Origin of the sequence: Mycobacterium sp. NPDC049093, assembly GCF_040704635.1 — a bacterium.
Classification (GTDB): Bacteria; Actinomycetota; Actinomycetes; order Mycobacteriales; family Mycobacteriaceae; genus Mycobacterium.
This window is the reverse complement of sequence record NZ_JBEZJS010000003.1, coordinates 895,601-921,554: the sequence shown is the minus strand read 5'-3', so window position 1 is coordinate 921,554 and position 25,954 is coordinate 895,601. Positions and strand designations below refer to the sequence as shown.

Here is a 25,954-nt window from a genome sequence, read left to right as displayed (position 1 = left end):
CTCGCGGGTGATATCAGTACACGTCGCGCAGGTAGCGGTGGGTCTTGATCAGGTCGTTGACGTAGGCGTGCGCGGCTGCGGCATCCATCGAGCCGTTCTCGGCGACGATCTCGTGCAGGGCGGCATCGACATCCTTGGCCATCTGGTCGGCGTCACCGCACACGTAGAGGTGCGCACCGTCCTGCAGCCACGCGAACAACTCGGCTGAGTGCTCCCGCATATGGTGCTGCACATACACTTTCGTGTCCTGGTCGCGGGAGAAGGCCAGATCGAGCCGGGTCAGCGTGCCGGACTCGACGAATCCGGTCAACTCCTCGCCGTAGAGGAAGTCGGTGGACCGGCGACGGTCTCCGAAGAACAGCCAGGACCGACCGGGCGCGGCGGCGGCCTGCCGCTCCTGCAGGAACGCCCGGAACGGGGCGATGCCGGTGCCCGGCCCGATCATGATGATCGGCACATCGGCTGCAGGTAGCCGGAAATGATGGTTGGGGCGCAGGTGAACCCGCACCGTCCCGGTGCGCTCGGCCAGGTAGGTCGAGGCGACGCCGCCGTGGTGGCGGTCGGCGCCGGGGTAGCGCACGGTGGCCACGGTCAGGTGCACGTGATCGGGGTGCGTCAGCGGACTCGAGGCGATCGAGTAGTCGCGGAACTGTAGCGGACGCAACGTATCTACCACCTCGTCGACGGTGAGGTCGGCGCGTCTGATCAGATCGAGGACATCCTCACCGTAGGCGGCGGGACCCGCCAGCTCCTGCAGCGCTCGCGAGGGGGTCCGGATCTCCAGGTGTTCGGTCAGCAGGACGCCCAGAGTCTCCTCCGTGTCGCCGACGCGATGCTCGGGGCCGACCTGCAGTTCGGCCAGGATCATAGCCACCAGATCGGGATCGTTGACCGGGTGCACAGCCAGCGAATCGCCGGCCTGATAGGCGATCCCGGAACCGGTGAGGTCCAGCTCGTAGTGGCGGACCTCCTTGTCGGATTCTGCCGCGGTGAGCAGTCGATTGACGCTCAGAGCAGCCGCGAAGGGGTGGTTGCGCTCCTGGCTGCGAAGCGGGGGATCGGCCGCGACGGCTTCGACGACAGAGACGGCAGCCACGGGGCCGGACTGGGCGGCGATGAGTTGTTTGACCAGGTCGGTGGTCCAGGCCGCGGCAGGCTCTTCGTAGTACCCGTCGACGTCCACGCGGTCGGCGAGCCGGGTGGCGCCCAACTCTTCCAGCCGGGCATCGAGGAGTTTTCCTGCGTTGCAAAACAATTCATACGAAGTGTCGCCGAGGGCCAGGATTGCGAAGCTCATGTGCTCCAGGCGCTCGGTCGAGGCACTGATCGCCTCCCAGAACAGCGTGGCGGTGTCGGGGAACTCGCCGTCGCCGAACGTCGATGTCACCACGATGAAATGCGTTGCGGTGCTGAGCTGGCCGAGTTCGACCTGGTTGAGCTCGACAGCCTCGGCAGGAATTCCGGCGGCGGTGGCGGCCTCGGCGAACGACATGGCAGCGTCTTCGGCGTTGCCCATGTCGGTGCCATAGGCGACCACCAACGAGAATTCACGGTCGGACACATCGGCTCCCCTCATCGCGCGCGGGCACTCCACACGAATTTAGGGTCACCTTAGTTAGATGTGAGTCCCGATGGGGCCCTACCTTTTACCGCCGAAGGTCAGTGCGAGAAACCGTAATCGAACAAGTCGATCGCCTGCCCGTACAGATCGCCGGTGCCGTACATCTGCACCACGATCAGGCGGCGGTTACCCCGTTGCGCGGCACCGACATACGTCTTGCGGGCCAGGTCCGTGTAGCCGGTCTTTCCCGCGATGTCGCCGGGGTAGCGCGCCAGCAGTTCGTTCTGGTTGGTCAGGGTCTTGCCGGGGAACTGCGCCGTCGGTTGGTGCATGATCTGTGCGATCAGCGGATACCTCAACGCTGCGCGCAGGATCACCGCGAGATCGTGCGGGGTGGTGACGGTTTCCCAGCCGGGGCCGTCGAGGCCCGACGGGGAGCCGGCCCGGGTGTTGCGGGCACCGACGCTGGCCGCCTTGCGCGTCATCGCCGCCACTGTGGCGGGGCGGCCGCCGAGCATGTCGGCGAGCATGTTCGCCGCGTCGTTGCCCGACACCATCAGCAGTGCTTCGAGCAGTTGGCGGGTGGTGTACGGCTGACCTGGCTTGAGGCCCACGCACGAGCATTCGACCTTGGTGTGCGACTCGTTGGCCCGGGCGAAATTGTCGGGTCGAAGGTGGTCGAGCACCACCATCGCCAACAGCGGCTTGATGGTGCTGGCCGGGGCATAGGAGCCGTTGGGGTCCTTGGAGGCCAGCACCTGGCCGGTGTCCATGTCGGCGACCAGCCAGGCCTTGGCGGGTCCGTCGGGAATCTGGGCGCCTGCCGGCTGGACGCCCGGCTGCGCGTGCGCGGTGGGCGTGACCGCGAGCACCGCGCCGAGGGCGAGCACGGTCGCCGCGAAACGTCGTCGCACGGAGCTTGACGCTACGGATCACAGGACTCGCTCAGCGCGCGATCAGGTCTCCGTATGGTTGCGGCGCCGGAGTGTCGATCAGCCCGCTACAGCTGGCCGATACCGGCTGAGTGGTCCTGAGCGAAACCCCAGTCCAACAGGCTGCCGGCCTGGTCCCAGTAGGTCGGGCCACCTTCCTTGACCAACCCGTACATCATGGCGACCACCAACCGGCGGCCGTCGCGCTGTGCAGCGCCGACGAACGTCTTGCGAGCCACATCGGTGAAACCGGTCTTACCGCCGAGCATGCCTGGATAGCGGCCCAACATCTCGTCCTGGTTGACCAACGTGACCGGTCCCGTGGCACCGGGGAAGGACGCCGATGGCGATGACGTGATCGCCGCGAACACCGGATTCGCCAGCGCGGCGCGGAAGATCACGGCCAGGTCCCGCGGGGTGGTCGCCCCGTCGATGCCGGGACCGTTCAGACCCGATGGCGACCCGGCATGGGTGGCGTTCGCGCCGAGCGCGGCGGCCTTGGCGTTCATCTTCGCCACCGCGGCGTCGGTCCCGCCGAGCATGTGCGCCAATGTGTTGGCGGCGTCGTTGCCGGACACCAGCAGTGCCGCATCCAGCAGTTGCCGCATCGTGTAGGTGCGTCCGGCTTTGACCCCGACGCAGGTGCACTCGACCTTGGCATCGGCTTCGTCGGCGACGATGGTTGCATCCAATGGAATTTCGTCGAGGGCCACCAGCGCCAGCAGGGTCTTGATGGTGCTGGCGGGTGCGTGCGGAACGTACTGATCCCGGCCGGCCAGGATCTGGCCGGTATCCATGTCGGCGACGATCCAGGCCGGGGCGGGGCCGTTCGGGATGGGGGTCGCGCCGACCTGCTGCACGCTGCTGTCGGCGACGGCGACGGGGGAGCTTGGTATAGCTGTTGGGAGAAGTACTGCGAGACAGAGCGAGATCGCGCCGACGAGCCTGACCATGTCCACTGACCCTAGTGGCACAATCCGCGGGCATCGGTGTGTGAGGAAGATCCGACGAATTCGAGGTGAGAAAACGTGGCCGACACCGCCGCCATGCCGGAGGCCGAACGTAAGTGGATGGTCGACACGCTGCTGGCGTTGCTGCAGACCCCGAGCCCGTCGGGACGCACCGACGCCGTGATGCAGTTGATCGGCGATACTCTCAACGATCTGGGCGTGCCGTTCACGTTGACCCGGCGCGGTGCGTTGACCGCCGAACTGCCTGGTGAGTCGGCCACGATTGACCGAGCGCTGGTGGTGCACGCCGACACCATCGGCTGCATGGTCCGAAATCTGAAGGACAACGGTCGCCTCGAATTGGTCCCGGTCGGCACATTCTCCGCACGGTTCGCTGCGGGCGCGCGGGTGCGGATCTTCTCCGACGACCCCGACGAGTTCTTCACGGGCACGATCATGCCGCTCAAGGCCAGCGGGCACGCCTACGGCGACGAGATCGACACCCAGCCCACCGACTGGGATCACGTCGAGGTGCGCGTGGACCGAAATGTGTCGACGCGTGCGGATCTGGAACGGCTGGGTCTGAACGTGGGTGACTTCGTCGCGCTGATCGCCGGCCCAGAACTCACCCAGGACGGCTTCGTGGTGTCGCGGCACCTCGACGGGAAGGCCGGGGTGGCGGTCGCGCTGGCCCTGGCCAAGGCGATTTCGGAGCAGAAGATCGTGCTGCCGCACCGCGCCACCCTCATGGTGACCATCACCGAGGAAGTGGGGCACGGTGCCAGTCACGGGCTTCCGCCCGATGTCGCCGAGTTGGTTTCGGTGGACAACGCGGTCTGCGCCCCCGGACAGCACTCGATCGAACACGGCGTGACGATCCCGATGGCCGACCTGCACGGCCCGTTCGACTATCACTTGACCCGCAAGCTCTGCCGCCTGGCCGAGGGACAGGGCATCCCGTTCGCGCGGGACGTGTTCCGCTACTACCGGTCCGACGCGGCAGCCGCCATCGAGGCCGGCGCGGGCACCCGCGCGGCACTGCTGGGGTTCGGCGTCGACGGGAGCCACGGCTGGGAACGGACCCACCTGGACTCGTTGGAGGCTACCTATCTGTTGCTCAACGCTTGGCTGCAGACACCGTTGACGTTTGAGGCCTGGGATTCCAGCCCGACCGGTGCGCTGCGTGACTTCCCGTCCTCGAAGCAGCCCGCTCCCAGTGAGCAGTGGGTGCCGTTGTCCCGCGGCGACTTCACCGAGCCGGGGGAGGCCTCGCCAGGCACGTATTGGCCGCCGTCGGAGGGTCCTCAATCCTGACCTGGTGTTGAATCGAGACATGTTGAGCCTGGCCGAGATTTCGGACCGTCTGGAGATCCAGCAGTTGTTGATCGACTACTCCACGGCGATAGACCGTCGACTATTCGATGACCTCGATGCGGTGTTCACCTCCGATGCCTACATCGACTACCGGGCGATGGGGGGCATCGACGGTCGCTATCCGGAGGTCAAGGCCTGGTTGGCCGAGGTGCTGCCGAACTTCCCGGCCTACGCCCACATGCTCGGCAACTTCGATGTCCGGATCGACGGCGACAAGGCATCGTCGCGCACGATCTGCTTCAACCCGATGGTGCTGCCGGGGCTGGAGCAACAGGTGTTGTTCTGCGGACTCTGGTACGAGGACGAGTTCGTGCGGACCGCAGACGGTTGGCGGATGAGCCGCCGCGTCGAGACCAAGTGTTTCGACAAGGTCGTCTAGCCGTCGCACGCCGAGCGCCTCAGGCGCCGAGTGGCCAGTTGTGACACGCAACCGGCGGGACGTTGTGCGATAACTGGCCATTCGAGCTGGATTTGGGCTGGTCGGCATCGTTCTGGCACAATTGTGCGCTGTCTGCCCCGCGACTCGTTCAATGCGCTGCGCGGCGGTCACACACGTAAGGCAAAACCGGATCGGGCAATCCGCCCGCATCGCTGAATTGCAGCGTGACACTCAAGGAGAAGTGCTTAACCATGGCTGTCAAGATCAAGCTCACCCGGCTTGGCAAGATCCGCAACCCCCAGTACCGCATCGCCGTCGCCGACGCGCGCACCCGCCGCGAAGGCCGCTCCATCGAGGTCATCGGGCGCTACCACCCCAAGGAAGAGCCCAGCCTGATCGAGATCGATTCGGAGCGCGCGCAGTACTGGCTGGGTGTGGGCGCGCAGCCCACCGAGCCGGTGCTGGCCCTGCTGAAGATCACCGGTGACTGGCAGAAGTTCAAGGGCCTGCCGGGCGCCGAGGGCACCCTGAAGGTCAAGGAGCCCAAGCCGTCCAAGCTGGACCTGTTCAATGCGGCGCTGGCCGAGGCCGAGAGCGGCACCGGTGCCGCGGCCGTCACGCCCAAGAAGAAGAAGGCTCCCAAGAAGGACGACGCTGCCGAGGCCGCCGCTGAGGCACCTGCCGAGGCCGCTGCCGACGACGCCGCAAGCGAGAGCTGAGCATCGCAGTGAGTTCTGTCGTGGTCGACGCCGTCGAGCACCTGGTCCGCGGCATCGTGGACAATCCCGACGACGTACGCGTCGACATGGTCACCAGCCGCCGTGGGCGGACCGTCGAGGTGCACGTGCACCCCGATGACCTGGGCAAGGTCATCGGTCGCGGCGGCCGCACAGCCACCGCGCTGCGCACCCTGGTCGCAGGCATCGGTGGGCGCGGAATCCGCGTCGACGTGGTGGACACCGACCAGTAGCGTCGGATCCATGGACCTGGTTGTCGGGCGGGTTGCCAAAGCTCACGGCATTACCGGTGAGGTCGTCGTCGAGATTCGTACCGACGACCCGGATGCCCGTTTCACCCCCGGCGCGGTCCTTCGGGGCCGCGCCAAGGGGGGTGCCGAGCGCACTTTCTCAGTCGAATCCGTGCGTGATCACGCGGGTCGGTTACTGATCCGCCTGGCCGGTGTGGCCGATCGCAACGCGGCCGACGAGTTGCGTGGCACGGTGTTCATCGTCGACACCGCCGACCTGCCCGCCATCGACGATCCCGATGAGTTCTACGACCACGAACTCGAAGGCTTGCGGGTCGTCACGGTCGAGGGTGCCGCGGTGGGTGTGATTCGCGAGGTGCTGCACACCGCGGCCGGCGAGCTGTTGTCGGTCAAGGCGGATTCGGATGGCCGCGAAGTGTTGGTGCCGTTCGTCAGTGCCATCGTCACCTCGGTGTCCCGGGACACCGGAACTGTCGTCATCGATCCTCCAGACGGTCTGCTGAACCTGGACCAGGTCTGACGGGCCGCGCAGTGCGTATTGACGTCATCACGATCTTCCCGGCCTACCTCGATCCCATCCGGCAAGCGTTGCCGGGCAAGGCGATCGACGCCGGAATACTCTCCGTTGCCGTGCATGACCTGCGGAACTGGACCCACGATGTGCACCGGTCGGTGGACGACTCACCGTACGGTGGCGGTCCGGGAATGGTCATGAAAGCGCCCGTATGGGGCGAAGCGCTCGACGAAATATGTTCTGAGGAAACACTTCTGGTCGTGCCGACTCCGGCGGGACGCCCCTTCACCCAGGTCGTGGCCGAGCGCTGGAGTGCAGAGTCGCATCTGGTGTTCGCGTGTGGACGCTACGAGGGGATCGACCAGCGGGTAGCCGACGACGCGGCCCGCCGGATGCGGGTCGAAGAGGTTTCCATCGGTGATTACGTCCTCAACGGCGGCGAGTCGGCGGCACTGGTCATGATCGAGGCGGTGGTCCGGTTGATGCCGGACGTGTTGGGTAATCCGGCATCGCACCAGCAGGATTCGCATTCCGACGGCCTGCTCGAAGGACCCAGCTATACCCGCCCGCAGAGCTGGCGGGGGTTGGATGTGCCCGATGTGCTGCGGTCGGGGGACCACGCCAAGATCGAAGCGTGGCGCCACGAGCAGTCGCTGCAGCGCACGCGCGAGCGCCGACCGGACCTGCTCGACGAGTCCTAGATCCGGCCGCCGGGGAACATCGTCTTCACGGCGTCGGTGATGGTGTCGCGTGCAGTGGCGGCGTTGGTGGGCTGCAGCGAGCCGATCACCATGATGAACCGGCGATCGGGGCCGACCACGCCGGTCGACAGGTGCATCCAGTCCGAACCGATGCAGCACATCCAACCCTGCTTGACCGCGACCGGTTCGGCGTAAAGGCCCTCAGGAATTCCGAATCGCTGCGGGTACGTGCCGTCCGGTTGCGTGCCGTCGATGGCGTCCGGGGTGGACTGTGCCAGGTTGGACAGGATGACGTTCGCCTGTTCGGCGGGCAGGCCGCCGCTGCCGTTCATCAACATGTCGTAGTAGCGCACCAGATCGGCTGCGGTGCTGATGGTGTTCCACCAGCGCCCGTCGTTCGGCCGCTGGGTCGAGCTCAAGCCGTAGCGGGCGGCCACCCGGTCGACGATGGCGCTTCCACCGCTGCGGTTCCAGAACACCTCGGCGGCGCTGTCGTCCGAGGACCGCAGCATCACGTCGAGGTTCTCACGGTCCTCGGGGCTGAGCACCGTTTGCCGTTTGGCTTCCTGCAACAGCAGATCATCGGCGATGAACAGCTTGACCACCGAGGCGATGGCGATGGTCGTCGCGTTTCCGTTGGAGACCAGTTGGCCGGTGTTGCGGTCGAGGACCAGCACGGTGATCTCGGCGCCGGCGTCGGCAGCGTCCTCGGTCGCCTGCTGTGCGCGGCCCTCGAGGCCCAGGAAGGTGGCGGCGGGTTCGCCGGGCGATGGCTCGGGCAGCGGAGCCATGCCGCCCTGGGGGACGACGACGGTCAGCTGCGGCAGTGCTCCGGGTGCAGCCGGGGGAGTGCCGTACACCCGGGCTTCGCAACCGACGGCTATCACGGCACTCGCCACGACTGCGGTGACGCTGGCTGCGCTCGCCATCGTCAGCTTCGACGGCCCCCGTCGCATGGTCCTCCTTGAACCGTCAAAAACCCGATGGGCTCTGCAGGACCGGCGCATCGGTGGATGAAGCCTAACTGTCCGACGGGTGGCCCGCTGCTCAGTAGTGCTCGCAGTATGGTGCAGGAGTCGGGGCAAACGGGTGGACCGACCCGCCGGATTTCACGGTATGGGGACCCGTCTGGCACAATTGAGCAGTTGTCTGCGCAGGACTGGGCCGGCTTGTCCGCGTTCCGCTGCGAGATGCAACCCGATACACCCGAAAATAGCTTCGGCTGCGCGATCTGTACGTGCCTGCCCGGAGCAGCCAACAACAAGGAAGTGTCACCGATGAACACGCTGGACTTCGTCGATCAGGCGTCGCTGCGCGACGACATCCCGACCTTCAGCCCCGGCGACACCGTCAACGTGCACGTGAAGGTGATCGAGGGCTCCAAGGAGCGCATCCAGGTCTTCAAGGGTGTCGTGATCCGTCGCCAGGGCGGCGGTATCCGCGAGACCTTCACCGTCCGCAAGGAGAGCTACGGCGTCGGCGTCGAGCGCACCTTCCCGGTGCATTCGCCCAACATCGATCACCTCGATGTCGTGACCCGCGGTGACGTCCGTCGTGCCAAGCTCTACTACCTGCGCGAACTGCGTGGCAAGAAGGCGAAGATCAAGGAAAAGCGCTGAGCGCGCTGCTCCGCCTGACGATGCTCTCGTCGCGGGACCGGTCACGACCGTCGCTACTGTGGTGCCTGTGACCGGACCTACCGACTCTGCCGACGCGCGCTCGGAGGAAAGATCCGAATCCGATTCGGACGTCGACTCTGATTCAGGGCCGCCTTCGGACGCGCCCGAGGACGAATCGCCGGACGAGTCGCCCAAGGGCAAGCACTCCACGGCCCGTGAAATCGCCATTCTGGCGACCATCGCGCTCGTCCTCTATTACGTGACGCTGACGTTCATCGCACGTCCGTATCTGATTCCGTCGGAATCCATGGAACCCACGCTGCACGGCTGCGCCGGCTGCGTGGGTGACCGGATCATGGTCGACAAGGTGACCTACCGGTTCTCCAAGCCCGAACCCGGCGACGTGGTCGTGTTCAAGGGCCCGCCGTCGTGGAACATCGGCTACAAATCGATCCGCTCGGACAACACCGCGATCCGCTGGGTGCAGAACGCCCTCTCCTTCGTCGGTTTCGTGCCGCCGGATGAGAACGATCTGGTCAAGCGTGTGATCGCCGTGGGCGGCCAAACGGTGCAGTGTCGTGCCGACACGGGTCTGACGGTCGACGGCAAACGTCTGAACGAGCCGTACCTGGACCCGGCCACCATGATGGTCGACCCCAACCTCTATCCGTGTCTGGGCAATCAGTTCGGTCCGGTCACTGTTCCGCCCGATCGCCTGTGGGTGATGGGTGACAACCGGACCCATTCGGCCGACTCGCGCGCGCATTGCGACAGTCCGCGCACCGACGCCGGAGAAATGCCCGTGCAGGAACGCGTGATGTGTACCGGCGACCCTGTGGTCGGCACCGTTCCGGTGGAGAATGTGATCGGAAAGGCACGGTTCATCGCCTGGCCGCCGTCCCGATGGGGCGGTATCAATGGCGTGAACCCGCAGACCGACTCCTAGGAGCTGCCCTGTGCCTCCAGTGGTGAAGACGTCGTGGCCGCCGCGACCGGTGATCCGGAGGTCATCCGGCCTGCGCACCCTGGAATCAGCGCTGTATCGCAACGGGCTCGGGCCGGTCGCCGGGGTGGACGAGGTGGGGCGCGGGGCCTGTGCGGGACCGTTGGTGGTGGCCGCCTGTGTACTGGGCCCCAACCGGATGGACAGCCTGGCCTCCCTCGACGATTCCAAGAAGCTGGGCGAGCGCGAGCGGGAGCGGTTGTTCCCCCTGATCCGCCGGTATTCACTGGCCTATCACGTGGTGTTCATCCCCTCTGACGAGGTGGACCGACTCGGTGTTCACGTGGCGAACATCGAGGGCATGCGGCGTGCGGTGGCCGGGTTGTCTCTGCGGCCCGGATATGTGTTGTCCGACGGATTCCGGGTTCCGGGCCTGGCAGTGCCGTCCTTGCCGGTGATCGGGGGAGATGCCGCGGCCGCCTGTATCGCGGCGGCCAGCGTGCTGGCCAAGGTCAGCAGAGACCGGTTGATGGTCGAGATGGAGCAGCACCATCCCGGCTACGGGTTCGCCGAGCACAAGGGATACAGCACACCGGCGCACTCCGCGGCATTGACGGAGTTGGGGCCGTGTGTGGAGCACCGCTACTCGTATGTGAACGTGCGGCGGGCCGCAGAGACGGTAGATGTGCGGCGGGCCGCAGAGACGGTAGATGTGCGGCGGGCCGCAGAGACGGTAGATCTGCGGCGGGCCGCAGAGATGACAGACGTGCGGCGGGATGTGGCACCAATGCGGCATGCTGAAACCACGTACGCAAAGATGGTCGACAGGGCACCAGTACAACGAGAAGGACAGCACACCAGATGAGCGCCGAGGATCTCGAGAAGTATGAAACCGAGATGGAGCTCTCGCTTTACCGCGAATACAAGGACATCGTCGGGCAGTTCAGCTATGTCGTCGAGACGGAGCGCCGGTTCTACCTGGCCAACAGCGTGGAGCTGATTCCGCGTAACTCCGAGGGCGAGGTCTACTTCGAGTTGAGGCTGGCCGACGCCTGGGTGTGGGACATGTACCGCCCGGCCCGGTTCGTCAAGCAGGTACGGGTGATCACGTTCAAGGACGTGAACATCGAAGAGGTCGAGAAGCCCGAACTGCGGTTGCCGGAGTAGCAGCGGACGGACAGGGGGCCGGCAGTGGCGACGGACAGTACCGGGGACGATATTCGTCGGCGTGCCGAGGCGGTGCTGACGCGGTTACCCGAGGTCCGCACCTGGCAGGAGCCGCTGTACCGGGATCTGCATCAGAATCCCGAACTCTCGCATCAGGAAAAACGCACTGCCGGTTTGGTGGCCGAGCGCCTGCGTCGGTCGGGCCTGACCGTGCACGAAGGCGTCGGTGGAACCGGTGTGGTCGGCGTTCTGGGTAACGGCGACGGCCCCCGGGTGCTGATGCGTGCGGATATGGACGCGCTGCCGGTGACGGAGGCGACGGGGCTGCCGTACGCGAGCACTCACGACGGGGTCATGCATGCCTGTGGCCACGACGTGCACGTGACGTGCCTACTGGGCGCTGCGGAACTGTTCGCCCGCGCGCGGGATCACTGGCGCGGCACCATGATTGCGGTTTTCCAGCCTGCCGAAGAGGTGGGCGACGGCGCCCGTGGGATGGTTGAGGACGGTCTGGCTGATCTGGTCGGCCCGGTCGATGTGGCGTTGGCCCAGCATGTGTTTCCGGCGCCCGCGGGGCAGGTGCGTACCCGCAGCGGGCCGGTGTTGTCTGCGGCCGACAGCATGAGGATCACGGTCTACGGTCGTGGCGGGCACGGTTCGATGCCGCAGGCCACGGTGGATCCGGTGGTGCTGGCGTCGATGATCGTCATCCGGCTGCAGACGATCGTGTCCCGTGAGGTTGATCCAAGCCAGACGGTCGTCCTGACCGTCGGCAGCATTCAGGCCGGGACCAAGAGCAATGTCATCGGCGACCACGCGGTACTCGAACTGAACCTGCGTACCTTCGACGAATCGGTGCGCACCGCGGTGCTCGCGGCGATCCGGCGCGTGGTGATCGCTGAGTGTCAGGCGTCCGACTCGCCGCGCGACCCGGAATTCGAGTTGTACGCCAATTTTCCGCTGACCGTCAACGACGATGCGGTGACGGCTCGTGTCGAGGCTGCGTTCCGTGAGTATTTCGGAGACCGGGCACAGACCATGCCGGCCGGTTCGGCCAGTGAAGACTTCGGTGACATCCCGGCTGCGCTGGGCGCGCCGTACACCTATTGGGGCTTCGGCGGGATCGACGAGGAGGCGTTCCGCGCGGCCGTGGCCGCCGATCGCGCTCGTGTGGACATTCCGGTGAACCATTCACCGCGGTTCGGCCCGGTGCTCCAGCCGACGTTGGACACCGGCACCGAAGCGCTCGTGGTGGCCGGCCTCAGTTGGCTTTAGCGCTCAGGTGCTCGCCGAAGAACGCGAACACGCGCGACCAGGCGTCGGTGGTGGCGGCCTCGTTGTAGCCGAAGCCGGTGATCCGCAGAAACGACTGCGCGGGCAACTGGTTGGCGAAGCTGTGTCCGGCATCGGGGTAGACCTTGATGTCGGCCGGGATGTTCTTGGCGTCGACGACGCGCTGCAAACGGCCCGCCGCACCGATGCCCAACGGGTCACGGCGGCCGAAGCTGGCCACCACCGGGCATGAGGCGTCCAAGGTCTGGTCGAGCCGCTTCGGCAGCGGGGTGCCGTAGAACGGTGCTGACGCGCCAAACCCTTTGGGGCCCAGGACGAGTGCGAACTGTCCGCCCATGCAGAAACCCGCGATGCCCACCGCTCCGGTGCACTGCGGGTGTGCCCGCAGGTGGTCGCGTGCGGCCAGGATGTCGTCCAGTGCCCGGCCACGCTGGGTCAGCAGCTCCCGCATCACCCGGGTGATGCAGCGGGCCCGACCGCCGCGCGCGTAGAGATTCGGCGTGAGCGCGAGATAACCCGCGGCCGCGACGCGTTCGGAGATCGCCTCGTTGTCGGGTGTGTAGCCGATCGCGTCATGGATGATCACCACCCCGGGCCACGGACCCTCCCCGCTGGGGAGGCCGAGCAGAGCGTCGATCGGGCCGTCGGGTGTATTCAAGGTGATCGTCGTCACCCGACCTACCGTAGCGGCTGGTCGTCAGGTTCCGCAGAACGTGCGGTAGGTACCGAAGTCGTCGGGCGCGGGTGCGGCATACCGTTCGAGCCCGGGACGTTCGTCAAAGGGCGCAGCGAGCGCGTCCATCAGATGCTCGACGGGTTCCATGTCGCCGTTCATCCCGGCGTTCAACGCTTCTTCGACGAGATGATTGCGGGGGATGTAGACGGGGTTCACCCGGTCCATCGCAGCGGTGTCAGGGCCCACGGCTTGCCACCGTGCCAGCCACTCGTCGAACCCGGCGGCGATCGCGGCTTCTCCGCGTGCGGTACGGCCGAGGTCGCGAAAGAACGACGTGTAGTCAGTTCGGTTCTGCTGCAACAGCACGAGCAGGTCGTCGATCAGGGTGCGGGCCAGTTCGTCGTCGACATCGGTGGGCAGTCCGAGCTTGGCGCGCATCCCAGCCGACCACGCGGCGTCGAACTGCCGCCCGAACTCGCGCAGTGCACCGGTGGCGAGTTCGACGGCGTGGTCACCCTCCTCGGCGAGCAGAGGCAGCAGGGCTTCGGCGAAGCGGGCCAGGTTCCACGCGGCCACGGTCGGCTGATTCCCGTAGGCGTAGCGGCCGCCATGATCGATCGAGCTGAATACCGTTGCCGGATCGAAGATTTCCATGAAGGCACACGGCCCGTAGTCGATGGTCTCACCGGAGATGGTCATGTTGTCGGTGTTCATCACGCCGTGGACGAACCCGACGAGCATCCACTGGGCCAGCAGCTTGGCCTGCGCCGTGACGACACCCTCGTACAGCGCCAGGTAGGGGTTCTCGGAATCGGCCGCGCCGGGATGGTGCCGGGCGATGGCGTGGTCGGCCAGCCGCCGCAGCAGCGCGATGTCGCCCACGGTCTGGGCGTGTGCGCTCGCGTACTGGAAGCTGCCTACCCGCAGATGGCTGTCGGCGACCCTGGCCAGCACCGCCCCGGGCAGCAGCGTCTCGCGGCGGACGTCCCGCCCGGTGGCCACCACGGCGAGGGCACGGGTGGTGGGGATGCCCATGGCATGCATCGCTTCGCTGACGATGTACTCGCGCAACATGGGCCCGACGACGGCCATGCCGTCCCCGCCGCGGGCGAACGGCGTGCGCCCCGACCCCTTGAGATGCAGGTCGCGGGGACGGTCATCGGCGCCGACGAATTCGCCCAGCAGCAGCGCACGGCCGTCGCCCAGGCGCGGAACGTACCCGCCGAACTGGTGTCCGGCGTAGGCCTGGGCGACCGGGGTGGCTCCGTCGGGCACGGCAGTGCCCGACAGCAGGCCGAGGCCGTCGTGGCTGCGCAGCCACGAGGCGTCGAGGCCGAGTTCGGCCGCCAACTCCTCATTGAGCACCAGCAACCGCAGTGCGGGGGCCGGTTCGGCCTGCCACGCGACGGCCATCTCGGGAAGCGCGCGGGCGAAGCGGTTGTCCAGGGTGACGCTCGTATCGGGTGCGACGCTCACGTCTCGAGCCTACGGAGCCTCAGAGGCTGCCCAGGTCGTCGGGCACATCAACCGCGTACTGCCGAAGAACGTCGAGCGGCACCACGTCGAGGGTGCGCTCGTGGGTGGCGGCCAGCACCACTGGGGCCGCCTGGCCGTCGTTGTGCGCGCGCAGCCAGTTCACCGCGGTGACACACCAGCGGTCCCCGGGCACCAGGCCGGGAAACCGGTACTGCGGTGCCGGTGTCGACAGGTCGTTGCCGATCGACCGCTGGTGGTCCAGGAACTCAGTGGTCACGACGGCGCAGATGGTGTGCCGGCCCGCGTCGGCGTCGCCCGTCGAGCAGCATCCGTCGCGGTAGAAGCCGGTAAGTGGGTCGGTGCCGCACTCCTCGAGCGGGCCGCCCAACACATTGCGATCTGCCATCGCACAAGTATGGGTCCCGAGGTGCTCTCAGCGTGGCGGCTGTGCGGCGGCACTGCGTTGCGCGTCGAGCACCAGCAGTGCCACGTGCAGCGACGTCATCGATTCGCCGTCGTCCAGGTTGACGCCGAGTCTCCGTTCGATCGAGGCCAGTCGGGCGTAGAGCGCGGGGCGGCTCATGTGCAGACGTTTGGCCAGTGCGGATTTGTTGCCCGCGAGTTCCAGGTAACCGCGGAGCACGGCCAGGTCATCGCTGCCTTGATCGGCGTCGTGAATCAGAACGGACTTGAGTTCGGTTTCGGCGAACATCTGAACGCGCGGATCGTCGAGCAGCAGCGTGATCAGCCCCCGCAGTCGGACGTCGGAGGCTCGCACGAACGGCCGTGTCAGATCCGGCATCGACGCCGCGACTTCGGCGACGTGGGCGGCTTCGCGCAACCCGTGGACGGCGTCGGCGAACGCCCCGGCGCCACCTCCGACGGCGATGACGACCTTGTCCGCGTCGCCGCCGCGGGCGATGGCCTCACGCCAGCCCTCGGCCAGCCTGCTCAGGGTGACTTCGGCACTGGATCCGCGCCGCGGATTGAGCGCCAGCACCAGGCCGATCTCGCCGTCTCGCCGGATCGAGCAGATCGCGCTGTGCCCTTGGGCTTTCACGCTGTGAGTGACTGCATCGAGGATCCGGATGTTGCGGCGTTGGGTGCCCACCGGGTCGAGCCGGTCCGGTGGCGCACCCACCCGGACGGTGGCAGGCAGGTAGGTGCCGCCGGCGCGTAGACCGAGGGCCAGCGCCCGGGCGTCGGCCTCGCGGTCGTCGTCGATCCGTCCGCCGAGAACGTCGTCGATCAACCCGCTCTGGGCCTGATGCTCGAGGCCGGTCCGGCCCCTTTCGGCCATCCGGTGCAGAGCGAGTGCCTGTGAGGCGCGTTCCAGGACCATCTTTGTCTTGTCCGCGGCGGCCGGGGCGTGCGGGACGATCAGCCGACCCCACTCCTCGGCCCGTGGGCCGACGGCCGTGGTGACCCACGGTTCCGTCATCGCCCGGGATCGCTGTTGCCAGTCGGCGAGCACGGTGGTGGCCGGCTCGTTGCGCGGTGAGATCGCCAGCACCTGGCGGGACAGGTCCTCCAGTACCACCGATTCATCGATCATCTCGGCGGCCGCGCGGACGATGTCCGCCATCGACGGGCGTTTCATGCTCAGCTCGGTGAAGGTCTTGTGGGTGCGGTGGGCGAACTCGAGTTCCTCGTACTGGTCGGCCACGATGAGGCGGTGCACCGCCTCGGTGACTTCGACGAACTTGGTCTGTCGGTGCAGCACCACCAGCGCCAGGCCGAGAGTCTGCGCCATCTTGCCGACGCTGTCGGGAAGTGATTCGATGCGGGTGCCCAATTCGACGACCACGCCGACCACTCCCGCTCGGTGCATCCGTCGCAGGTAGTCGCGGGGTGCGTCACGCAGTGCCGCACCGGTGGTGAGCACCAGTTCGCCACCCTGCAGCAGGCCGGCCAAGTCGGGCATATCGCTCACGTGGACCCAGCGCACCGGGCGGTCCAGCTGTTGTGCGCTGAGTACCTCGGGCTCGCCGGCCTGCACGACGGGGAGGCTGACGATATCGCGCACGGTCGGGATCATTTTACAAAGTGTAATGAACCAGCCAATCAGGATTACAAGATGATCGTCCCGCTGGTGTTGACGGTGGCCCAAAGTGATTACCAGTACTTACCGCCACAGGAAGGTTCGGGAATCCATGAGCAATGTCATCCAGCACTGGCGCGACGGCAAGGTATTTGCCGGCACTTCGACCGCCACCGCCCCGGTGACCAACCCGGCGACCGGTGCGGTCACCGGCGAGGTCGCGCTGGCAAGCGTGGATGACGCGCGTGCGGTGATCGACGCCGCCGCCGCGGCGTTCCCGGCCTGGCGTGACACGTCCCTGACCAAGCGCACCTCGGTGTTGTTCGCCTTCCGCGAGCTGCTCAACCAGCGGAAGGGCGAACTCGCAGAGATCATTACCAGCGAGCACGGCAAGGTGCTCTCCGACGCGCTCGGCGAGGTCAGCCGTGGCCTGGAGGTCGTCGAGTTCGCTTGCGGCATCCCGAATCTGCTCAAGGGTGGATTCAGCGAGAACGCCTCGACCAACGTCGACGTGCACTCCGTGCTGCAGCCGCTGGGCCCGGTGGGCATCATCTCGCCGTTCAACTTCCCCGCCATGGTGCCCATGTGGTTCTTCCCGATCGCCATCGCCGCGGGTAACACCGTGGTGCTCAAGCCGTCGGAGAAGGATCCCAGTGCCTCGCTGTGGATGGCGCAGCTGTGGGCCGAGGCCGGTCTGCCCGAGGGCGTGTTCAACGTTCTGCAGGGCGACAAGACCGCCGTCGACGAGGTGCTGACCAACCCCAAGATCAAGGCGGTGTCCTTCGTCGGGTCCACCCCGATCGCCCAGTACGTCTACGCCACCGCCACCGCGGCAGGCAAGCGTGTGCAGGCCCTGGGTGGGGCCAAGAACCACGCGGTGATCCTTCCCGACGCCGATCTGGATCTCGCCGCCGATGCCATGATCAACGCCGGATTCGGTTCCGCTGGTGAGCGCTGCATGGCGATCTCGGCCGCCGTCGCCGTCGGCCCCGTTGCCGACGAGCTGGTCGCCAAGATCGCCGAGCGTGCCGCCACCATCAAAACCGGTGACGGAACCAAGGATTCGGACATGGGGCCGCTGGTCACCAAGGCCCACCGCGACAAGGTTGCCTCCTACATCGACGCGGGCGAGGCCGACGGTGCCAAGGTCGTCGTCGACGGTCGTACCGTGCTGGACGGGGCGGGTCAACGGGATTCGGGTGGCTTCTGGCTCGGCCCGACCCTGCTCGACAACGTCACCCCGGAGATGAGCGTCTACACCGACGAGATCTTCGGCCCGGTGCTGTCGGTGCTGCGCGTCGAGTCCTACGACGAGGCTCTTGAGTTGATCAACAACAACCCCTACGGCAACGGCACGGCGATTTTCACCAACGACGGTGGCGCCGCGCGGCGGTTCCAGAACGAGGTCGAGGTCGGCATGGTCGGCATCAACGTGCCGATCCCGGTTCCGATGTCCTACTACAGCTTTGGTGGTTGGAAGGCGTCGTTGTTCGGCGACAGCCATGCGCACGGCGCCGAAGGCGTGCACTTCTTCACCCGTACCAAGGCCATCACCACCCGCTGGCTGGACCCCAGCCACGGTGGCATCAACCTCGGCTTCCCCGAGAACAAGTGAGAGAATTCAACTCATGACTGCGATTCAAGAGTCCGCCACGCTGCCCAACGGGTTGACCGTCGACGCGGCGAAGGCCGAGGCCGCGCGGGCCTACGAACTAGACCGCGCACACGTGTTCCACTCCTGGTCGGCGCAGGAGGAGATCTCGCCGATGTCGATCACCGCCGCCCAGGGCTCGTACGTCTGGGACGGCGACGGCAACCGACTGCTGGACTTCTCCTCCCAGCTGGTCAACACCAACATCGGTCACCAGCACCCGAAAGTTGTTGCCGCCATTGCCGAGCAGGCCGCCAAGCTCTGCACAGTGGCCCCGCAATACGCCAACTCGGCACGCTCGGAGGCCGCCCGGCTGATCGCCGAGCGCACCCCCGGTGAGCTGAACAAGGTGTTCTTCACCAACGGTGGCGCCGACGCGGTCGAGCACGCGGTCCGCATGGCCCGCCTGCACACCGGCCGCTACAAGGTGCTGTCGCGGTACCGCGCCTACCACGGTGGCACCGACACCGCGATCAACCTGACCGGTGACCCGCGCCGCTGGCCCAACGACCGCGGCAATGCCGGCACCGTGCACTTCAACGGACCGTTCCTCTACCGCTCCTCGTTCTACGCCGAGACCGAGCAACAGGAATCCCAGCGCGCCCTGGAGTACCTCGACAAGCTGATCCAGATGGAGGGCCCGACCACCATCGCCGCGATCATCCTGGAGTCGATCCCGGGCACCGCGGGCATCATGGTGCCCCCGCCGGGATACATGGCCGGGGTGCGGGAGATCTGCGACCGCTACGGCATCGTGTTCATCGCCGACGAGGTGATGGCGGGATTCGGGCGTAGCGGAAAGTGGTTCTCGATCGATCATTTCGACGTGGTGCCGGACCTGCTCACCTTCGCCAAGGGGGTGAACTCCGGTTACGTGCCGCTCGGTGGGGTGGCGATCAGCCCGGACATCTACGACACATTCGCGCACCGGGCTTACCCCGGTGGGTTGACCTATTCCGGGCATCCACTGGCCACCGCGGCAGCCGTTGCGACCATCAACGCGATGGCCGACGAGGGCATGGTCGAGAACGCGGCCAAGATCGGGGCCGAGGTTCTGGCACCGGGCCTGGCCGAGCTGGCCGCGAAGCACCGCAGCGTCGGCGAGGTGCGCGGCGCCGGCGTGTTCTGGGCCGTCGAACTGGTCGCCGACCAGCAGACCCGGGAGCCGTTGGCGCCCTACGGTGGCTCCAGCCCGGCGATGAACGCCGTGGTCGGTGCGTGCAAGGCCAACGGTCTGCTGCCGTTCGCCAACTACAACCGCATCCATGTGGTGCCGCCGTGCAACGTCACTGAAGACGAGGCGCGCGAGGGTCTGGCGATCCTGGACTCAGCGCTCGACGTCGCCGATCAGCACGCCAACTGATCTCCACTGAGTAGTCAACGGCCCGGCTGTGCGGTTTCCGCTCACCGGGCCGTTGCTTTCAGCGCCGGCCGGTTATGAGGTCCTTGATCTCGGCCAGATGCTCGTCGACTGAGCGCAGGCGGGCTCGGGTCTCTTGACGGAAGTCCGTCAGTTCGCGCCCGACCGAGGTGAGCCGGCCCTCGACGGAGCTGAGTCGTTGGCCCTGCTCACGCTGATTGACACCCAACGCGTTGACTGCCGCAAGCACCGCGCGATAGTCAAAATGGGAGGCCTCCAGCGCTGCCACCCGCGCTTCGAGGTCTTCGAGGGCTGCCATCGCCCCATCGTATGGAGGCGGGGGCGTTACCGCCATGCCATTGCCACACCCTGTGGATAACTCCGTTGCCGCTTGATCCGCACTGCAAGTTGAGACACTGGACCGGTGCGTTCACCTGCCCAGTGCTGGCTAACCGACATGGACGGCGTCCTGGTCCGCGAGGAGCACGCGCTTCCGGGCGCGGCCGAATTCCTGCAGACTCTGGCGGACAAACAACGGCCGTTTCTGGTCCTCACCAACAACTCGATCTTCACCCCGCGTGATCTGGCAGCCCGCCTGGCGCGGTCGGGGCTGATCGTGCCCGAGACGTCGATCTGGACGTCGGCCCTGGCGACCGCGGCGTTCCTGGCCGACCAGCAGCCGGGCGGCTCGGCGTACGTGATCGGCGAGGCCGGGCTGACCACCGCGCTGCACGAGGTCGGCTACACCCTGACCGACATCGATCCCGACTATGTGGTGTTGGGGGAGACCCGCACCTATTCCTTCGAGGCGATCACCAAGGCCGTCCGGCTGATTCTCGGCGGCGCCCGATTCATCGCCACCAACCCCGATGTCTCAGGTCCGTCGGCCGAGGGCCCGTTGCCCGCGACGGGATCAGTCGCGGCGATGATCACCAAGGCCACCGGCCGCGACCCCTACTTCGTCGGGAAGCCCAATCCGATGATGTTCCGCAGCGCGCTCAACCGGATCGAGGCGCACTCGGAGAACACCGTGATGGTGGGGGACCGGATGGACACGGATGTGGTGGCCGGGATCGAGGCGGGTCTGGACACCATCCTGGTGCTGACCGGTTCCACCTCGGTCGCCGACATCGAGCGCTATCCGTTCCGGCCGAGTCGCGTGCTGCCGTCGATCGCCGAGGCGATCGAGCTGATCTGAATGACCATCGAGCCCATCGACGCGTACTTCACGGCGACGGTAGCGTCGCTCACCGCACCGGGCTCAGAGGATGTCCCTGCACTGGATGTGCCGAATCCCTTGGCGCTCTTCGATGCTCAGCTGGGCAGCAGGCATCTGGACCTCGCCGCCCGGTGGCTGCGCTCGCAGGGACAGGGCTTCTACACCATCGGATCGTCCGGACATGAGGGCAATGCCGCCGTCGCCGCCGCCCTGCAACCGACCGATCCGGCGCTGCTGCACTACCGGTCGGGCGGCTTCTACCTGGCCCGCGCCGCGCAGGTCGACGGCTCCGATCCGCTGCGTGACGTGCTGCTCGGGTTGGTGGCGGCCACGGCTGAGCCGATCTCCGGCGGGCGGCACAAGGTGTTCGGCCGTCACGACCTCAACATCATTCCGCAGACGTCCACTATCGCGTCACATCTGCCGCGGTCGGTCGGGGTGGCCTTCTCGATCGCCCGCACCCGCAAGCTCGGTGTGGTCTGCCCATGGCCGGAGGACGCGGTCACGGTGTGCAGTTTCGGTGACGCCTCGGCCAATCATTCGACGACCGTCGGCGCCGTCAATGCCGCCCTGCACGCCGCCTACCAGGGTTTGCCGATGCCACTGCTGTTGGTCTGCGAGGACAACGGCATCGGGATCAGCACGCCGACGCCGCGCGGGTGGATCGCCCGTGCCTACGGGGGCCGCGAAGGGTTGCAGTACTTCGCCGCAGACGGCTGCGACCTCGTCGACGCGGTCGAAACCGCACGCGCCGCGGCCAATTGGGTCCGGCGCGTTCGCAAACCGGCATTTCTGCACCTGCGCACGGTGCGGCTGATGGGCCATGCCGGGTCCGACTACGAGCAGGCCTACCTGCGGCCGGCCGACATCGTTGCCGACTATGAGCGTGACCCGGTGCTGAACACCGCGAGAACACTTGTGGCCCATGGCATCCTGACGCCCGAGCAGGTGCTGCAACGCTATGAGGACAAACGGGCCGAGGTGATGGGCCTGGCTCGTCAGGTGACCGGTTGTCCGCAATTGGACAGTGCGACGGCGGTGACGGCACCGCTGCGCGAAACGCTCGATGACGCCAGGTCGGTCTCCGGTGTTGCGCTGGGGGAGCCCGGTGGCCCACCGCTGACCCTGGCTCTGGCCATCAATCGGGCGCTACAGGAGGTGCTGGAGGCGCATCCGGAGGCGATCGTGTTCGGTGAGGACATCGCCCGCAAGGGCGGGGTCTACGGGGTGACCCGCGGCCTGCGGGCTGCGGTCGGGCCCGGGCGGGTCTTCGACACCCTGCTCGATGAACAGACCATCCTGGGACTGGCCCTGGGCGCGGGAATTTCGGGGCTGGTGCCGATCCCGGAGATCCAGTACCTGGCCTATCTGCACAACGCCGCCGATCAGATCCGCGGTGAGGGAGCCACGCTGCAGTTCTTCTCCAACCGTCAGTACCGCAATCCGATGGTGGTGCGGATCGCGGGCTACGGGTACCAGAAGGGATTCGGCGGGCATTTCCACAACGACAACACGATCGCCGCGATCCGCGACATCCCCGGGGTGGTGATCGCCTCACCGGCCCGGCCCGACGATGCCGCGGCCATGCTGCACACCTGCGTTGCCGCCGCGAAAACTGCCGGCGCGGTGTGTATCTACCTCGAACCCATCGCGCTTTACCACACCAGGGATCTTCACGGCGACGGCGATCAGCGGTGGCTGGCGCCCTATCCGGCGCAGCCGGTTCCGATCGGCCGGGCGCGTACCTACGGCGATGGCACCGACCTGACCATCCTGACTTTCGGCAATGGGCTCTGGATGAGCCTGCGGGTCGCGGCTCGCCTGGAGCGCGCCGGGATCGCGGCCCGGGTGGTCGACCTGCGTTGGCTGTCGCCGCTGCCGGTCGAGGACATGCTGCGCGAGGCGGAGTCCACCGGCCGCGTCCTCATCGTCGACGAGACCCGCCGCACCGGGGGCGTGGGGGAAGGCATCCTGGCCGAACTCGCTGACCACGGCTTCACCGGGCGGGTGCGGCGGGTCTCCAGTGCCGACAGCTTCATCCCGCTGGGCGATGCCGCACTGGAGGTGCTGTTGTCCGAGGACACCATCGAGGCCGCCGCGGTGAACCTTTGACGGCCGGTGTGCGTATACCCGCGGGTACTGCCCCCAACACTTAGGTAGGTCGTCATGGACCGGAGATCGGTCATTCCCGCAGCGTGGCGCAGCAGTTCGATCAGTCGGCGCAGCATGTTGGTCGGCGCCGCTGCCGTCGGCGGCTTTCTGGCTGTCGATCTGGGCTCGGTGTTGCTCGCCCGTGGTCCGCTCGGGTCCCAGGCACGCCTGACCCCGCAGGCATTCGTCGACGCCTTTCACAAGGTCGCCGGCGTCCATCGCGGATACCGGCTCAACCATGCGAAAGGCGTTGCCGTCAGTGGGTTCTTCGAAAGCAACGGCGCCGGCGCCGAACTGACCGAGGCAGCTGTGTTCCGGGCCGGCCGTATTCCGCTGGTCGGACGATTCTCGGTGCCCGGCGGCAATCCCACGGTGTCTGACACCGCCGCCGCCCCGCGCGGCCTGGCTCTGGCGATCGGATATCCCGACAGACAACAATGGCGGACCGCCATGCTGAACCTGCCCGTATTTCAAGATAATTCGGTGCAGGGGTTCTACGACCGGTTGCTGGCGTCCAAGCCGGTACCAGGTACCGGCAAGCCGGATCCCGCCGCCATGGCAGATTTCCTGGCTGCTCATCCCGAAACCGTCGCCGCGATGTCGGTGATCAAGCGGCAACCGCCGACGTCCGGTTTCGCCGACAGCACTTTCCGGGGACTGAACGCCTTCTACTTTGTGAACGAGGCCGGCGACCGTACCCCCGTGCGGTGGTCACTGGTCCCGCTGCAGGAGGTGAAGCCGCCAAGCCAAGAGTCGAACAGTCCGAACTGGTTGTTCGACAATGTCGTTCGAGACCTTCGATCCGGCCCGCTGCGCTGGCGGTTACTCGTGACGATCGGTGAACCGCAGGACGACGTGCGCGACGCGACCATCGCGTGGCCGGTCGGCCGGCGCACGATCGATACCGGGACCGTCGTGCTCGACTCGATCGCGGCGGAGTCCGCCGGAAACGCCCGCGATGTCAACTTCGACCCCATGGTGCTGCCGGACGGGATCGAACCGTCGGAGGACCCGCTCCTGCCGGCACGGTCATCGGTCTACGCGGCATCATTTCGCCGCCGTGCCGGTGTAGCGGGAGCCACCCCAGCGGTCGAGGCAGAGGCGGTGGCGCGATGAGTGCATCGCCCGGACGATGTGGCCGCCGCTACGCCCTCAGGACTCAACTTCTGCATTGGCTGGGCGCAATCCTGGTGTTCACCACCCTGTTGGCCGGGTTCCTGCTGGCGAATTCGCTTGCGGACTATGCAGTGCTGCTCAGCGTGCACAAAGTTCTGGGCGGACTGGTTTTTGTGGTGTTCGTGGTCCGCGTGGTGAACCGGCTCACCGATCGCGGGCCCGCCTTGCCTGCCACGGTCGGACGGGTCGAGCGTGTCGCAGTCATCGGCTCGGAGCTCGGCATGTACGTGTTGCTGTTGACGCAGCCGCTGCTGGGGTGGGCGATGTTGTCGGCGAGTGGAGTTCCGGTCGTGCTGGGCGGCGGCCTCCGGCTGCCGTCGATCGCACCCGTCGACGCCGACCTGTTCGGCCTACTGCGCAACAGTCACTCGGTCGTGGCCTACGCCCTGGTCGTGCTGATTGCCGCACATGTGTCAGCCGTGCTGTTGCATACCCTGACTCTGCGCGATGGGATGCTGCGCCGAATGACTCCCGGGAGCCATGAACCTCGTGAGCTCACGCGGCGTATGTAAGCCCGTGGATAGTAATCGGATGGAAGGAACAGTGGGAGTCGTGCAACGTGACGGTCTTCGCAGGTACTGAATCGTGCCGAACCGTCCACGACGTCGCCGATCGCCGGCCGCACAGCTCGGGCGTGCGGCTGATGATCGGCTCCTGACCATGCTGTACACCAGCCACGGCGATGCCGTCCGGCGGTTCGTCGCAGGCCACGTTGTCGATGTGCAACACCGCGAAGACGTCGTGCAGGAGACGTTCGCCCGGGCCTGGAAGAACATCGATCAGATCGACACGGCCGAAGGCAATCCCAGGTCGTTCCTGTTCACCATCGCCCGCAACGTCATCGTCGATCAGTGGCGGCGGAGGTCACGACGAGGCGAAGTGCTGGTCGACACCGACATGGTGCTGCCCAGCGCTGACGCCGTCAACAAGTCCCTGGAGCGCATCGTGATCGGCGAGTCCTTGCAACGATTGTCCCCCGAACATCGCGAGGTGGTCAGAGCGCTGTACTTCGATGACCTGACTCTCGCCGAAGCGGCGGAAAGGCTCAATGTTGCTGTGGGTACTGTGAAGTCGCGCAGCTACTATGCCGTGCGCGCATTGCGGGCGGTGTTCGACGAGATGGGGCTGCTGTGATCGATGAACCTCATGTCCTGCTGGGCGCCTACATTCTCGGCGGTCTCGATGCAGAAGAACGCGCGCGGTTCGAGACCCACCTCAAAGAATGTGCGCAGTGCCGGGCCCAGGCCGCCGATTTCGCGCCTCTGCCGGCACTCCTGAGTAAAGCCAGTCGGGTAGATCTGGAGACCGAACCCACCGATGGCGGCGACGCCGAGCCGGCTCTGCGCGAGCTGCTCGCCGTGCGACGAGCCGTGGCCAACCGCCGGCTTGTCCGTCGCCGGGTGGCTGTGGGCGCATGCGCGGCTGTCCTGGCCGCAGCCGCGCTGGTGGTGGTCATCCCACGTGGAGACACCAGTCCGCCGGGTACGGGAACCTTCGTCATGCATTCGGTAGCTGCTGCGGGGGCCTCGGGGGCGGTGACGCTGACGCCCAAGCCGTGGGGGACCGCCATCGTCCTCGACCTGAATCAGTTGCCGACCGAGGGCGTGTTCACGCTGCGCACGATGGACGACAGCGGGAAGATGCAGCCCGCAGCCACCTGGGCGGGAATGCCGACCGGGGCAGGCGTGGTCCAGGGTGCGACGTCGATTCCCATGCCGAAGCTGCGAAAGCTCAACATCGTCGACGCGAACAACACGGTGCTCGCCACGGTGGAACGCTAGAT

At 66.7% G+C, this 25,954-nt stretch carries 28 protein-coding genes; 19 read left to right on the top strand and 9 right to left on the bottom strand.

Features of this window, described 5'->3' with window-relative positions:
- Window positions 1–13: 13 nt before the first annotated feature.
- From AB0876_RS14955 to AB0876_RS14945, 3 genes are all read right to left on the bottom strand, one after another.
- Window positions 14–1,576 carry a diflavin oxidoreductase gene (locus tag AB0876_RS14955; protein ID WP_491838636.1) on the bottom strand — a complete coding sequence of 521 codons (1,563 nt, stop codon included), beginning with the start codon at window positions 1,574–1,576 and terminating at the stop codon, window positions 14–16.
- 83 nt (window positions 1,577–1,659) lie between these two features.
- Window positions 1,660–2,475 carry a D-alanyl-D-alanine carboxypeptidase gene (locus tag AB0876_RS14950; RefSeq protein WP_491838637.1) on the bottom strand — a complete coding sequence of 272 codons (816 nt, stop codon included), beginning with the start codon at window positions 2,473–2,475 and terminating at the stop codon, window positions 1,660–1,662.
- Window positions 2,476–2,561: 86 nt separating this feature from the next.
- Window positions 2,562–3,446 (bottom strand): D-alanyl-D-alanine carboxypeptidase family protein, encoded by an 885-nt coding sequence (locus AB0876_RS14945; protein WP_526042290.1) that lies wholly within the window; start codon window positions 3,444–3,446, stop codon window positions 2,562–2,564.
- A gap of 75 nt (window positions 3,447–3,521) precedes the next feature.
- Here AB0876_RS14945 and AB0876_RS14940 point away from each other — a divergent pair, with 75 nt between their 5' ends.
- The 6 genes from AB0876_RS14940 to trmD all read left to right on the top strand — a co-directional run bounded on the left by AB0876_RS14940 (window position 3,522) and on the right by trmD (window position 7,399).
- Window positions 3,522–4,757 (top strand): osmoprotectant NAGGN system M42 family peptidase, encoded by a 1,236-nt coding sequence (locus AB0876_RS14940; protein ID WP_491838639.1) that lies wholly within the window; start codon window positions 3,522–3,524, stop codon window positions 4,755–4,757.
- Window positions 4,758–4,776: 19 nt separating this feature from the next.
- Window positions 4,777–5,196, top strand: coding sequence for a nuclear transport factor 2 family protein (locus AB0876_RS14935; protein ID WP_055112870.1), 420 nt, complete (start codon window positions 4,777–4,779; stop codon window positions 5,194–5,196).
- A gap of 251 nt (window positions 5,197–5,447) precedes the next feature.
- Complete coding sequence (gene rpsP, locus AB0876_RS14930) at window positions 5,448–5,915, top strand: 30S ribosomal protein S16 (protein ID WP_064881782.1); 468 nt, start codon at window positions 5,448–5,450, stop codon at window positions 5,913–5,915.
- A gap of 8 nt (window positions 5,916–5,923) precedes the next feature.
- A complete protein-coding gene (locus tag AB0876_RS14925; RefSeq protein ID WP_003881089.1) occupies window positions 5,924–6,166 on the top strand; it encodes an RNA-binding protein in 243 nt (80 codons plus the stop codon).
- A gap of 10 nt (window positions 6,167–6,176) precedes the next feature.
- Window positions 6,177–6,704, top strand: coding sequence for a ribosome maturation factor RimM (gene rimM / locus AB0876_RS14920; RefSeq protein ID WP_491838641.1), 528 nt, complete (start codon window positions 6,177–6,179; stop codon window positions 6,702–6,704).
- 11 nt (window positions 6,705–6,715) lie between these two features.
- A complete protein-coding gene (gene trmD / locus AB0876_RS14915) occupies window positions 6,716–7,399 on the top strand; it encodes a tRNA (guanosine(37)-N1)-methyltransferase TrmD (RefSeq protein ID WP_491838642.1) in 684 nt (227 codons plus the stop codon).
- Here trmD and AB0876_RS14910 read toward each other — a convergent pair.
- Window positions 7,396–8,355: a serine hydrolase gene (locus AB0876_RS14910; RefSeq protein WP_491838643.1), complete on the bottom strand. Its 960-nt coding sequence runs from the start codon at window positions 8,353–8,355 to the stop codon at window positions 7,396–7,398. The genes trmD and AB0876_RS14910 overlap by 4 nt on opposite strands.
- A 321-nt stretch (window positions 8,356–8,676) precedes the next feature.
- On the opposite strand from AB0876_RS14910, the gene rplS reads away from it, so the two are divergent.
- From rplS to AB0876_RS14885, 5 genes are all read left to right on the top strand, one after another.
- A complete protein-coding gene (gene rplS / locus AB0876_RS14905; RefSeq protein ID WP_029111328.1) occupies window positions 8,677–9,018 on the top strand; it encodes a 50S ribosomal protein L19 in 342 nt (113 codons plus the stop codon).
- A 67-nt stretch (window positions 9,019–9,085) separates the two neighbouring features.
- Window positions 9,086–9,964, top strand: a complete 879-nt coding sequence (gene lepB / locus AB0876_RS14900) for a signal peptidase I (RefSeq protein ID WP_491838644.1) — start codon at window positions 9,086–9,088, stop codon at window positions 9,962–9,964.
- Window positions 9,965–9,986: 22 nt separating this feature from the next.
- Window positions 9,987–10,826, top strand: coding sequence for a ribonuclease HII (locus tag AB0876_RS14895; protein ID WP_491839324.1), 840 nt, complete (start codon window positions 9,987–9,989; stop codon window positions 10,824–10,826).
- Entirely contained in the window at window positions 10,823–11,128 is a 306-nt protein-coding gene (locus AB0876_RS14890) for a DUF2469 domain-containing protein (RefSeq protein WP_003881082.1), read from the top strand. Before AB0876_RS14895 ends, AB0876_RS14890 begins: the two co-directional genes overlap by 4 nt.
- Window positions 11,129–11,200: 72 nt before the next feature.
- Window positions 11,201–12,403 carry an amidohydrolase gene (locus AB0876_RS14885; RefSeq protein WP_491839325.1) on the top strand — a complete coding sequence of 401 codons (1,203 nt, stop codon included), beginning with the start codon at window positions 11,201–11,203 and terminating at the stop codon, window positions 12,401–12,403.
- Here AB0876_RS14885 and AB0876_RS14880 read toward each other — a convergent pair.
- From AB0876_RS14880 to AB0876_RS14865, 4 genes are read right to left on the bottom strand one after another with little or no spacing between them, the layout of a single operon-like run.
- A complete protein-coding gene (locus AB0876_RS14880) occupies window positions 12,390–13,094 on the bottom strand; it encodes a dienelactone hydrolase family protein (RefSeq protein WP_491838645.1) in 705 nt (234 codons plus the stop codon). The genes AB0876_RS14885 and AB0876_RS14880 overlap by 14 nt on opposite strands.
- Before the next feature lie 24 nt (window positions 13,095–13,118).
- Window positions 13,119–14,573, bottom strand: a complete 1,455-nt coding sequence (locus AB0876_RS14875; RefSeq protein ID WP_491838646.1) for a protein adenylyltransferase SelO — start codon at window positions 14,571–14,573, stop codon at window positions 13,119–13,121.
- Between the two features lie 19 nt (window positions 14,574–14,592).
- Entirely contained in the window at window positions 14,593–14,979 is a 387-nt protein-coding gene (locus AB0876_RS14870) for a DUF2237 family protein (protein ID WP_491838647.1), read from the bottom strand.
- A 27-nt stretch (window positions 14,980–15,006) separates the two neighbouring features.
- Window positions 15,007–16,611 carry a PucR family transcriptional regulator gene (locus tag AB0876_RS14865; RefSeq protein WP_491838648.1) on the bottom strand — a complete coding sequence of 535 codons (1,605 nt, stop codon included), beginning with the start codon at window positions 16,609–16,611 and terminating at the stop codon, window positions 15,007–15,009.
- 115 nt (window positions 16,612–16,726) lie between these two features.
- On the opposite strand from AB0876_RS14865, the gene AB0876_RS14860 reads away from it, so the two are divergent.
- The gene (locus AB0876_RS14860; RefSeq protein ID WP_526042289.1) at window positions 16,727–18,229 is read left to right on the top strand and encodes a CoA-acylating methylmalonate-semialdehyde dehydrogenase; all 1,503 of its coding nucleotides are present in this window, start codon (window positions 16,727–16,729) and stop codon (window positions 18,227–18,229) included.
- A 13-nt stretch (window positions 18,230–18,242) separates the two neighbouring features.
- A complete protein-coding gene (locus AB0876_RS14855; RefSeq protein ID WP_526042288.1) occupies window positions 18,243–19,628 on the top strand; it encodes an aminotransferase family protein in 1,386 nt (461 codons plus the stop codon).
- A gap of 58 nt (window positions 19,629–19,686) precedes the next feature.
- Here the strand turns inward: AB0876_RS14855 and AB0876_RS14850 are convergent, their stop codons facing one another.
- Window positions 19,687–19,944: a hypothetical protein gene (locus tag AB0876_RS14850; RefSeq protein ID WP_491838650.1), complete on the bottom strand. Its 258-nt coding sequence runs from the start codon at window positions 19,942–19,944 to the stop codon at window positions 19,687–19,689.
- Window positions 19,945–20,049: 105 nt separating this feature from the next.
- On the opposite strand from AB0876_RS14850, the gene AB0876_RS14845 reads away from it, so the two are divergent.
- The 6 genes from AB0876_RS14845 (at window position 20,050) to AB0876_RS14820 (ending at window position 25,952) form a co-directional block, all read left to right on the top strand.
- Entirely contained in the window at window positions 20,050–20,823 is a 774-nt protein-coding gene (locus AB0876_RS14845; RefSeq protein WP_491838651.1) for an HAD-IIA family hydrolase, read from the top strand.
- Entirely contained in the window at window positions 20,824–22,956 is a 2,133-nt protein-coding gene (locus tag AB0876_RS14840; protein ID WP_526042287.1) for a thiamine pyrophosphate-dependent enzyme, read from the top strand.
- Between the two features lie 54 nt (window positions 22,957–23,010).
- Complete coding sequence (locus tag AB0876_RS14835; protein ID WP_526042286.1) at window positions 23,011–24,111, top strand: catalase family peroxidase; 1,101 nt, start codon at window positions 23,011–23,013, stop codon at window positions 24,109–24,111.
- Complete coding sequence (locus AB0876_RS14830) at window positions 24,108–24,683, top strand: cytochrome b (RefSeq protein WP_526042285.1); 576 nt, start codon at window positions 24,108–24,110, stop codon at window positions 24,681–24,683. The genes AB0876_RS14835 and AB0876_RS14830 overlap by 4 nt, the downstream gene beginning before the upstream one ends.
- Before the next feature lie 73 nt (window positions 24,684–24,756).
- Window positions 24,757–25,305 carry a sigma-70 family RNA polymerase sigma factor gene (locus AB0876_RS14825; RefSeq protein WP_491838655.1) on the top strand — a complete coding sequence of 183 codons (549 nt, stop codon included), beginning with the start codon at window positions 24,757–24,759 and terminating at the stop codon, window positions 25,303–25,305.
- Window positions 25,302–25,952, top strand: coding sequence for an anti-sigma factor family protein (locus AB0876_RS14820; protein ID WP_526042284.1), 651 nt, complete (start codon window positions 25,302–25,304; stop codon window positions 25,950–25,952). The genes AB0876_RS14825 and AB0876_RS14820 overlap by 4 nt, the downstream gene beginning before the upstream one ends.
- Window positions 25,953–25,954 lie beyond the last annotated feature (2 nt).

What these genes read in the sequence shown, in the direction of transcription:
- AB0876_RS14935 (WP_055112870.1), top strand. Translation starts at nt 4,777, where the DNA reads ATGTTGAGCCTGGCCGAGATTTCGGACCGTCTGGAGATCCAGCAGTTG.
- AB0876_RS14855 (WP_526042288.1), top strand. Translation starts at nt 18,243, where the DNA reads ATGACTGCGATTCAAGAGTCCGCCACGCTGCCCAACGGGTTGACCGTC.
- AB0876_RS14910 (WP_491838643.1), bottom strand. Translation starts at nt 8,355, where the DNA reads ATGCGACGGGGGCCGTCGAAGCTGACGATGGCGAGCGCAGCCAGCGTC.
- AB0876_RS14865 (WP_491838648.1), bottom strand. Translation starts at nt 16,611, where the DNA reads ATGATCCCGACCGTGCGCGATATCGTCAGCCTCCCCGTCGTGCAGGCC.
- AB0876_RS14890 (WP_003881082.1), top strand. Translation starts at nt 10,823, where the DNA reads ATGAGCGCCGAGGATCTCGAGAAGTATGAAACCGAGATGGAGCTCTCG.
- AB0876_RS14835 (WP_526042286.1), top strand. Translation starts at nt 23,011, where the DNA reads ATGGACCGGAGATCGGTCATTCCCGCAGCGTGGCGCAGCAGTTCGATC.
- AB0876_RS14830 (WP_526042285.1), top strand. Translation starts at nt 24,108, where the DNA reads ATGAGTGCATCGCCCGGACGATGTGGCCGCCGCTACGCCCTCAGGACT.
- AB0876_RS14840 (WP_526042287.1), top strand. Translation starts at nt 20,824, where the DNA reads ATGACCATCGAGCCCATCGACGCGTACTTCACGGCGACGGTAGCGTCG.
- rimM (WP_491838641.1), top strand. Translation starts at nt 6,177, where the DNA reads ATGGACCTGGTTGTCGGGCGGGTTGCCAAAGCTCACGGCATTACCGGT.
- AB0876_RS14850 (WP_491838650.1), bottom strand. Translation starts at nt 19,944, where the DNA reads ATGGCAGCCCTCGAAGACCTCGAAGCGCGGGTGGCAGCGCTGGAGGCC.
- AB0876_RS14955 (WP_491838636.1), bottom strand. Translation starts at nt 1,576, where the DNA reads ATGAGGGGAGCCGATGTGTCCGACCGTGAATTCTCGTTGGTGGTCGCC.
- rpsP (WP_064881782.1), top strand. Translation starts at nt 5,448, where the DNA reads ATGGCTGTCAAGATCAAGCTCACCCGGCTTGGCAAGATCCGCAACCCC.
- AB0876_RS14945 (WP_526042290.1), bottom strand. Translation starts at nt 3,446, where the DNA reads ATGGTCAGGCTCGTCGGCGCGATCTCGCTCTGTCTCGCAGTACTTCTC.
- rplS (WP_029111328.1), top strand. Translation starts at nt 8,677, where the DNA reads ATGAACACGCTGGACTTCGTCGATCAGGCGTCGCTGCGCGACGACATC.
- AB0876_RS14860 (WP_526042289.1), top strand. Translation starts at nt 16,727, where the DNA reads ATGAGCAATGTCATCCAGCACTGGCGCGACGGCAAGGTATTTGCCGGC.
- AB0876_RS14870 (WP_491838647.1), bottom strand. Translation starts at nt 14,979, where the DNA reads ATGGCAGATCGCAATGTGTTGGGCGGCCCGCTCGAGGAGTGCGGCACC.